The sequence below is a fragment of the Cryobacterium sp. 10I5 genome (assembly GCF_035019865.1).
Lineage (GTDB): Bacteria > Actinomycetota > Actinomycetes > Actinomycetales > Microbacteriaceae > Cryobacterium > Cryobacterium breve_A.
Genome location: NZ_JASJVI010000026.1, coordinates 33,095 through 41,618, shown reverse-complemented (window position 1 = coordinate 41,618; position 8,524 = coordinate 33,095). Strand labels below are relative to the sequence as shown.

Annotated in this window: 8 protein-coding genes; 2 read left to right on the top strand and 6 right to left on the bottom strand. The window is 70.9% G+C overall.

Annotated elements, in window-relative coordinates; translation table 11 throughout:
* Positions 1-292: 292 nt before the first annotated feature.
* Complete coding sequence (locus QN350_RS09060; RefSeq protein ID WP_281534100.1) at positions 293-1,147, bottom strand: RDD family protein; 855 nt, start codon at positions 1,145-1,147, stop codon at positions 293-295.
* Positions 1,148-1,164: 17 nt separating this feature from the next.
* Between QN350_RS09060 and QN350_RS09055 the strand changes: the two genes are divergently transcribed.
* Positions 1,165-2,160, top strand: a complete 996-nt coding sequence (locus QN350_RS09055; protein ID WP_323516227.1) for a stage II sporulation protein M — start codon at positions 1,165-1,167, stop codon at positions 2,158-2,160.
* 184 nt (positions 2,161-2,344) lie between these two features.
* On the opposite strand, the gene QN350_RS09050 is transcribed toward QN350_RS09055, so the two are convergent.
* The 5 genes from QN350_RS09050 to QN350_RS09030 are packed head-to-tail and all read right to left on the bottom strand — an operon-like array spanning position 2,345 to position 7,703.
* Positions 2,345-3,652 (bottom strand): DUF58 domain-containing protein, encoded by a 1,308-nt coding sequence (locus QN350_RS09050; RefSeq protein WP_323516225.1) that lies wholly within the window; start codon positions 3,650-3,652, stop codon positions 2,345-2,347.
* 1 nt (position 3,653) lies between these two features.
* Positions 3,654-4,625: a MoxR family ATPase gene (locus QN350_RS09045; protein WP_323516223.1), complete on the bottom strand. Its 972-nt coding sequence runs from the start codon at positions 4,623-4,625 to the stop codon at positions 3,654-3,656.
* Positions 4,622-5,875: a DUF4350 domain-containing protein gene (locus QN350_RS09040; RefSeq protein WP_323516221.1), complete on the bottom strand. Its 1,254-nt coding sequence runs from the start codon at positions 5,873-5,875 to the stop codon at positions 4,622-4,624. Before QN350_RS09040 ends, QN350_RS09045 begins: the two co-directional genes overlap by 4 nt.
* Positions 5,872-6,555: a DUF4129 domain-containing protein gene (locus QN350_RS09035; RefSeq protein ID WP_281534105.1), complete on the bottom strand. Its 684-nt coding sequence runs from the start codon at positions 6,553-6,555 to the stop codon at positions 5,872-5,874. Before QN350_RS09035 ends, QN350_RS09040 begins: the two co-directional genes overlap by 4 nt.
* Complete coding sequence (locus QN350_RS09030; RefSeq protein ID WP_323516218.1) at positions 6,552-7,703, bottom strand: hypothetical protein; 1,152 nt, start codon at positions 7,701-7,703, stop codon at positions 6,552-6,554. Before QN350_RS09030 ends, QN350_RS09035 begins: the two co-directional genes overlap by 4 nt.
* Before the next feature lie 135 nt (positions 7,704-7,838).
* Here QN350_RS09030 and mtrA point away from each other — a divergent pair, with 135 nt between their 5' ends.
* Complete coding sequence (gene mtrA / locus QN350_RS09025; RefSeq protein ID WP_281534107.1) at positions 7,839-8,519, top strand: MtrAB system response regulator MtrA; 681 nt, start codon at positions 7,839-7,841, stop codon at positions 8,517-8,519.
* Positions 8,520-8,524 lie beyond the last annotated feature (5 nt).

Here is an 8,524-nt window from a genome sequence, read left to right as displayed (position 1 = left end):
AACCCGGAAGCTAAGACTCTCAGCGCCGATGGTACTGCAGGGGGGACCCTGTGGGAGAGTAGGACACCGCCGGACTTCACTTAGAAACACCAGAAAAGCCACCCCACGGGGTGGCTTTTCTGCTTTAACCCGCGGTACGCAGCCACCCGCCTGCCGCGCGCTGCCGCGCGCTACCGCTGCGCCGCTCCGCACCAGGCATACCAGGCGCGAAGCGGCGTAACTGGCGCGCGACCCGGGGCCTGCAGCGCAGCATCCGCTCAGCGTTAGGGTGCGCGTCTTCTTGAGGAGGGCGTCAGCGGTTGGGGAAGTCGTGGGGGAGGCGCGTGAGCACCGGGCGGAGGCGCTCGAGGCGGTCGCGCTCGAGGAGGAGAGCTGCATACTCACGGGTGCGGCGCACGGCCGCGACGCCCGCGAGGAGCACCTCCGGTGAAACCGGGGGAACCGGGGAGACGAAGGGAGCAGCCTCCGCCGCGAGGTCCCTGGCGACGCGCACGCGGGTCTCCGGGGTCAAGCGTGCGGACTGGCGGAGGAACTGGGCGATGCGCCGCGAGAGCCGGTCGGGCAGTCGCACGATATCGACGGTGTACGACCAGGTGCTGAGCTCTGGCGGGAGCCCGATGACGGGCTCGTCGAATCGCGCCACCCGTTCGTGCTGGCTGTACGTCCCGGCCATCAGGTCGCCGAGGCGCTTGGACTTGCCGTTGAGCAACGCTGTCGTCGCGGCCAGGCCGCCGAAGGTGAGGTAGATCTCGAAGATCCCGCTGAGGGCGCGGGTGAAGGCGTGCCGCAACTGGATGGCTCCGCCGTCGTCACGTACGATCCGGGCGCCGATGGCGAGCTTGCCGAGCGAGCGTCCACCAGTCACGGTCTCGACGATGGTCGGAAGGACGAGGATCGAGAACGCGAGACCCGATATCGCGAGCGACTTCGCGAGCGCCGGGTCCAGGGCGTCTCCGGCGACGAAGCCGACTGCGAAGGCGAGTGCGGCGAAGAAGCTGAGGTAGGCGAGCCAGTCGATGATGGTGCCGGCCGCGCGCAGGATGAAACTTGCCGGCCGCACATCAAGGGCAACCGCCTCGCCTGTGACGAGTTCGTATTCGTAGGGAGGACTTTCTCCCTGATCCGCCGCGTTTCCGGGGTGTGCCATGTCTACTATTAGAGCAGATGGACCTCGACGCATATTCAACGGCGCACCGCGCCCAGTGGGACCGCCTCGCCGAGCTCGGCACGGAGCGGCGGCTCTCCGGCGCGCAGTCCGACGAACTGATCGGACTGTACCAATCCGGGGCGACCCAGCTGTCCGCGATCAAGAGCACGGCCGGCTCCACGATCCCGGGCGACCGGCTCTCCGTCGCGCTGTCCCGTGCCCGGTTGCGCTTCACGGGAGCCGGCGCGAACGTCGTGTCCCAGGTGCCGCGGTTCTTTGTACTGCAGCTGCCCGCCGCGCTCTACCGCCTGCGCTGGCTCACGCTCGCCGTCGCGGTCGTAACGATCGTGGTGGCCGTGCTCTACGCGGTCTGGATCACCGGCGACCCCCGTGTGCTCGCCAACCTCGGCTCCGACGCCCAGCTGCAGCAACTCGTGAACTCGGACTTCGTCGACTACTACTCCGCAAACCCCGCCGCGTCGTTCACCGGCCAGGTCTGGACGAACAATGCCTGGATCGCCGCACAGTGCGTCGCCTTCGGCATCCTCGGCGTCTACGTGCCGTACATTGTGCTCTCGAACGCCCAGAACATCGGCGTCACGGCCGCGGTCATGTTCGCCTACGGCAAGGGCGACGTGTTCTTCCTCTACATCGCACCGCACGGGATGCTTGAGCTCACGGCGATCTTCGTCGCTGCGGCCGCGGGGCTCCGCATCGTCTGGTCTTGGATCGCCCCGGGCGGCCGCACCCGCGGACAGGCTCTCGCGGAGGACTCGCGCGCCCTCGCGACGGTCGCGATCGGACTCGTGTTCGTGCTCCTGGTCTCTGGCGTGATCGAGGGCTTCGTGACCCCGGCGCCGTGGCCGTGGCCGGTCAAGATCGGCATCGGCTTCGCCGCGCTGTGCGCGTTCCTGGCCTACATGCTCGTGCTCGGCCGCCGGGCGGCACGTGCAGGCGAGACCGGCGACATCGGTGAGTTCGAGGCCGGCAGCACCCGCATCTACGCGTCCTGAGGGCGGCATCCGCCCGCCCTGGGCGCCACGCGACAGGAGCGCCGCTGCGCGCCAAGCGTGCCTGGAGCGGAGCGGCGCAACTGGCGCGCGAGCCAGAGTGGGCGCGGTGGGGGAGCGCAGTCGCGCGCGCGCAAGCGAGCAGTCGCGCGCGCGAACAGGCGAACAGGGGACGCAGGCCGGCGGGCTAGAGGCGGCCGGCGAGCTTCAGCGCGAGGTAGTGGTCGGCGAGGCGGGGCGGCAGCTCGGCGGGCGGACCCGTGACGACATCGGCGCCCTGCTGGCGGATCGCCGTGGCGACCCTGGCGACGTCGAGCAGCGCCCGTTCGGCGGCCGCAGCGCGGTAGACCTGCTCGCGGTCGGCGCGCTCGAGGGTCGCCTGCAGCGTCGTGGGATCGGTGACCGACGCGACGACCACGGTGTGGCGCCGGGTCAGCTGGGGCAGCACCGCGAGCAGGCCCGTCGACGCCCCCGCGGCGTCGATCGAGGTCAGCAGCACGACGAGGGCGCGCTGGCTCGTGATCCCGCGCACCTGGGCCGGCACTCCGGCCCAGTCCATTTCGAGGAGTTCGGGGTCGATCACCGCGAGCGTGTCGACCATCCGCGACAGCAGTTCTGCGCCCTGGGCGCCCTGCACCCTGCCGCGCACCCGCCGGTCGAAGGCGATCATGTCCACCCGGTCCCCGGCTTTCGACGCGAGCGCGGCGAGCAGCAGCGCCGCCTCGAACGCGGTGTCGAGCCTGGTCTCGTCGTCGATCCGCGCGGCGGAGGTTCGACCGGTGTCGATCACGATGACCACCCGGCGGTCGCGCTCCGGTCGCCAGGTGCGCACGACAACGTCGTTGTGTCGTGCCGTCGCCCGCCAGTCGATCGAGCGCACGTCGTCGCCGCGCACGTACTCCCGCAGCGAGTCGAACTCGGTGCCCTGGCCGCGCACGAGCACGCTCGTGCGCCCGTCGAGTTCCTTGAGCCGGGTGATGCGCGAGGGCAGGTGCTTCCGCGCGTTGAACGGCGGCAGCACACGGATGCGCCCCGGCGCTTCGAGCGTGGCCTGGCGCGCCCACAGTCCGAGCGGCCCGTACGAGCGGATCGTGACCCGGTCCACCCGGCGTTCGCCCCGCCGGAACGGGGTCAGCCGGAGGGACACGAGCCGGCGTTCCCCGGCCGGGATGGTCAGCGCCGTGCGGTTGTTGCCGGCGCCGGCCGACGGTTGCCAGGCATCCCGCACCAGAGCCCTCAGGCGGCGCGAACCGGAATTCGTGACATAGAGCAGGCTCGTCACCGTCTCGCCCAGGCGCACCCTCGCCGGCAGGCTGCGTTCGAGGCGCACGGCCCGCGGGGAGCCGGCCAGCGCGAGGTCGAGCAGGCCGAGCCCGAGGCAGAGCAGCACCCACAGGGCGAGGATGGTGCCCGCGGCCGCCGGGCTGCGTCCGAGCAGCACGATGGGCACGACGCCGAGGGCGACGAGCAGCGTGAAGCGACCGGAGACCGTCACCTTAGATCGGAACCTGGACCTGCTGGAGCACGCTGCGCAGGATGGCGTCGACGGAGACGCCTTCGAGCTCGGCCTCCGGCTGCAGCTGGATCCGGTGCCGCCAGACCGGGAGGACCATCGCCTGGACGTGGTCAGGGGTGATCGAGTCGTAGCCGCTGAGCCAGGCCCACGCCTTCGTGGCCGCGAGCAGCGCTGTCGTCCCGCGGGGGCTCACGCCGAGCTTGACGGACGGGCTGCGCCGGGTCGCGCGGGCGAGGTCCACGATGTACGCGAGCACGTCGGCGCTCGACCCGACCTCCATGACGGCGGCCTGCGCGGCCGCGAGCTGCTCGGCACCGAGTACGGCAGTGACTCCGGCCGCGGTGAGGTCGCGGGGGTCGAAGCCGGCGGCGTGGCGGCGGAGCACTTCGAACTCCGCGTCGCGCTCCGGCACGTCGAGCACGAGCTTGAGCAGGAACCGGTCGAGCTGCGCCTCGGGCAGCGAGTACGTGCCCTCGTATTCGATCGGGTTCATCGTCGCGGCGACGATGAACGGGTCCGGCAGGGGCAGCGTCCGGCCGTCGACGCTGACCTGGCGTTCCTCCATCGCCTCCAGGAGCGCAGACTGGGTCTTCGGCGGTGTCCGGTTGATCTCGTCCGCGAGCAGGATATTGGTGAACACGGGCCCGTTTCGGAACTCGAACTCCCCGGCCCGCGCGTCGTAGATGAGCGACCCGGTGACGTCGCCCGGCATCAGGTCCGGCGTGAACTGCACCCGTTTCGTCTCGAGGCTGAGCGCCTGGCTGAGCGAGCGCACCAGCAGGGTCTTGGCGACGCCGGGCACGCCCTCGAGCAGCACGTGGCCGCGCGCGAGCAGGGCGATGATGAGCCCCGTCACGGCGCCGTCCTGGCCGACGACGGCCTTGCCGACCTCGGTGCGAACCTGCGCGAGCGATTCCCGGAGCGAAACGATGGTGTCAGTCGGTGTGCTCATGGGTCCATTCTTCCGGGGGTGGTTGCGGGGGGTGTGGCGGATGCCTGCGGAGCCGCGGGCAGGCCGCTCGCGGCGATCACGGCTCGCTCCAGGTCCTGGAGCCGGTCGGACTGGGCGACGAGGTCCCGGTCCGTGGCCGGGACCCCGTCGACGAGGACGAAGCGTACCTCGGCCGGGGCGCGCCCGGTCAGGGCGGACACCGCGAGCACGACGTCGTCGAGGCTCGCGAGCCTGGACAGCCCGACCCGGGCCGCGAGGCGCTGCACGGTGGCGACCCGCAGGGAATCTAGGGCGCGGAGGCGTGCGTTGCCGCGGGCGTAGAGGCGGGCCCTGCCCTCCATCGTCTCGCTCGCGCGCACGGTCACCGGCAGGTTCTCGGCGACGAGCGGTCCGAGCCGCCTGCCCTGCCACACGGCCGCGGCGAGGAAGACGACCGCGAGGAGCAGGATCGTGGGTGTGACCCAGCCCGGCGTCAACTCGCCGAGGCTCGGCGGGCCGGTGACCGCGACATCCGCCAGGGTCGGCTGGTACCAGATCAGGTCCGCGCTCGCCCCGAGCAGGCCCAGTGCGAGGGCAGCGTGACCGGATGTCGTGATCTCGTCGTTGCTGAAGATGCCGTCGTCGGCAACGAGGGTCAGCTCCGTGGCCGGCAGGGTCGCGCCGACGACGGCGAAGGAGTTCCGACCGGAAGGGAAACAGCCGCGTTCCGCGGAGTCGGCGGGGAGGCTGAGCGTCTTCCCGCCGGGGGCGACGCTGCCCGCCCTGATCGCAGCGGGCAGATCGCAGCGATCGCCCGCTCCGTCCAGGCTGTCGGCGACCCCGCCGAAACCGACGGCGGGGTCCAGCGTCTGCAGCAGGAGGAAGCCGGGGGCGACCACGACGGTGCGGGGCGCGAGGGCGGCCATGGCGGAGATCTGGTCGTTCGTCAGATAGCCGTTCGGGTCGGTGAAGAACAGGGTCGGATCCGAACTCGCAGCGGCGAGCGTGCGGGCCTCGACGAGGGTGTCCGCGGTCGTGACGTGCACACCCTGCTGGCGCAGCACCTCGGCGAGGGCGCGGGCGCCCGCCGGTGCGGCGTTGTCGGCGGCGAGCGGGGTTCCGCCGCCCGAACCGGCGCCCGCGAGCAGCGTCGCCGCGATGGCGACGAGCAGGGCGCCGATGCCCGCGAGCACCCAGAACCGGGAGCGTCGTGCGGCGGCGCGCAGGGTCGGAGTCGTCGCCACCGCGACGGTGCCCGCGAGAGTGGTCACTGCGTCGCCGTCGGGGCCGGGTCTTCGCGGATCCTGGGCGTCCGCGTGCGCAGGGCGCTTTCGAGTGCGGCGAGGGACAGGAAGCCGGACTCGGTGCCTTCCGCGCCGAGGTAGCGAACGCCGTCGAAGAGGGCGGCGGCCGTCTGGAGGCTGATCCGTTCCTCCGGGAACGCCGTCGCCGCTCGCTCGGCCAGGCCGTGCGCTGTCGTGCCGGGGGTGGCGAAGAGCACCGTGCGTTCGACGAGCGACCTGGCCAGGGCCCGGAACATCTCGCTGATGGCGAGGTCCCAGTCCTTGTGCGATGCCGCGGACAGTGCGGCCCTGCGCAACTCGTCGGCGGACCGGGCGTCGTTCCTGCCGAACACCTCCTGCTGCAGGCCGCTGCGGCGGTTCCACCGCGGCAGCCCGAAGACGAGCACGGCCACGACGACGACGGCGATGATGACGAGCGTCACGACGAGCGGAACCCAGGGTCCGAGGCCCGCCCCCGACGGCGCACCGAGCGAAGCGAACCAGTCGAAGAACGCCTTGCTGACCCGGTCGAACCAGGTCGGCCGCGCAGCCTCGTATGGCGGCTTGGCGAGCTCGTCGCGCAACCAGGCCGTGGCCGTCGGGGCATCGGGATCGACAGGGATACTCGCGGGAAGCGTCCCAGCCCACGTCCCCCACGCACCGGTCATGACTGCGGGGCCGCCGGCATCCGCCCGGCCGGGATCAGGTACGGGTCGGCAGCGTCGCTGCCGGGGGTGGATTCGACGAAGCGCTGCAGGTCGAGGTCGAGGCCTTCCTTGCGCATCCGCAGGTCGATATAGATGAGCGCCGTCGTGCCGGACTGGACGACCGCGGCGACGGCGCCGAGCACGAGGCTCAGGAGAATGGTCAGCACGTAGAGGACGATCGCGGGGATCCACGAGTCGACGGCGCCGGTCGGGTCGATGAGTGAGACGGCGACCCCGCCGAGCAGCGACAGCGGCGTCGAGACGATCTGGGAGACGATGTTCACAATCGCGGCGACGAGGAACTGGACTCCGAGCGTGCGCCAGAAATAGCCTCTCGTGAGTGACCAGGATCGGGCGATGGCCGCCCCGATGCCGAGGCGTTCGAGCACGATCAGGCTCGGGACGAGGGAGGTCTTCGTGGCCAGCCAGGCCGAGAGCGCGAGGATGCCGAGCCCGCCGAGAATGCCGAAGACGGTCCCGATGACGATGCCTGCTCCTCCGAGAAGCACGAACACGACGACGACTCCGGCGACGACCGCGAGGCCGACGAGGAGTGCGCCGCTGAGAATGGCCGCCCAGAGGGCGAGGGGCCACAGGCGCCGGCCCGCCGCCCGCCAGAGCTGGCCGAGCCTGAGCTTCTGGCCGAGCATCGCGCGGGAGACCTCGACGACGATGACGCCCTGGAGCAGCGCGGAGGCGATCACGGAGAGCAGGATCGGCACGACCGCCGACAACACGATGGTGAGGTTGGCGCCGGCCTGGACCGCGTCCTTGTCGGCGAGCGGGGCGCTGTCGACCCGGCCGAGGGCGAGCAGCGTCACGGGGCCGACGATCAGCAGGGTGACCAGGAGGATCGCGCCCTGCACGAGCAGTGCGCTGCCGAAGGTGGCCTTGGGATTGCGTCGCAGCACCTGGAAGGGCGCCCAGAGCAGGGAACCGAAGCCGAGAGGCCGTAACGGGAGGAGGCCGGGGCGCGGCGGCGGTGTCCACGCGGGAGGCGGGCCCCAGACCTGGGGCACACCGGACGCCGGCGGCGGCGCGTATTCGCCGTAGCGCGGTCGATCGTTAGCGTCACCTGTCGGGGCGTGCCAGTTCTGCGGGTCCGTCACGAGACCTATGCTGGCATACTCGGCATCGAAACGGGCGCGACGGGCAATGACAGCCCCCCTCGACTACTCTGGTGTCAGTGATTGCATGACTCACCGGGAGTATTCCCTCCGGTGACCTAAGCGGAAAACGGTTGGATGAACGCACGCATTTTGGTCGTCGACGACGACACCGCGCTGGCGGAAATGATCGGCATTGTGCTGCAGGGTGAAGGTTTCGACCCTCACTTCTGCGAGGACGGCTCACTCGCGCTCGACGCGTTCCGGACGGTCAAACCCGATCTGGTCCTGCTCGACCTGATGCTGCCCGGCCTGGACGGCATCGAGGTCTGCACCCTGATCCGCGCGGAATCGGGGACGCCGATCATCATGCTCACCGCGCGCACCGATACGACGGATGTGGTCAAGGGCCTCGAATCCGGCGCGGACGACTACATGGTCAAACCGTTCAACCCCAAGGAACTCGTCGCCCGGATCCGCACCCGGTTGCGGCCCGTGTCCACGGAGTCGCCGGCGAACCTGTCGATCGGCGACCTCACCGTCGACGCCGCCGGGCACGAGGTGCGCCGCGGCGACCGGCAGATCGGCCTGACCCCACTCGAATTCGACCTCCTCCTCACCCTCGCGTCCCGTCCCCAGCAGGTCTTCACGCGGGAGATGCTGCTCGAACAGGTGTGGGGCTACCACTACAAGGCCGACACCCGGCTCGTGAACGTGCACGTGCAACGCCTCCGTGCGAAGGTCGAGGATGATCCGGACAACCCCCGCATCGTGATGACGGTCCGCGGTGTCGGGTACCGGGCCGGCGCGGCCATCTAGGCTCC

What these genes read in the sequence shown, in the direction of transcription:
- QN350_RS09060 (WP_281534100.1), bottom strand. Translation starts at nt 1,147, where the DNA reads ATGGCACACCCCGGAAACGCGGCGGATCAGGGAGAAAGTCCTCCCTAC.
- QN350_RS09055 (WP_323516227.1), top strand. Translation starts at nt 1,165, where the DNA reads ATGGACCTCGACGCATATTCAACGGCGCACCGCGCCCAGTGGGACCGC.
- QN350_RS09045 (WP_323516223.1), bottom strand. Translation starts at nt 4,625, where the DNA reads ATGAGCACACCGACTGACACCATCGTTTCGCTCCGGGAATCGCTCGCG.
- QN350_RS09035 (WP_281534105.1), bottom strand. Translation starts at nt 6,555, where the DNA reads ATGACCGGTGCGTGGGGGACGTGGGCTGGGACGCTTCCCGCGAGTATC.
- mtrA (WP_281534107.1), top strand. Translation starts at nt 7,839, where the DNA reads ATGAACGCACGCATTTTGGTCGTCGACGACGACACCGCGCTGGCGGAA.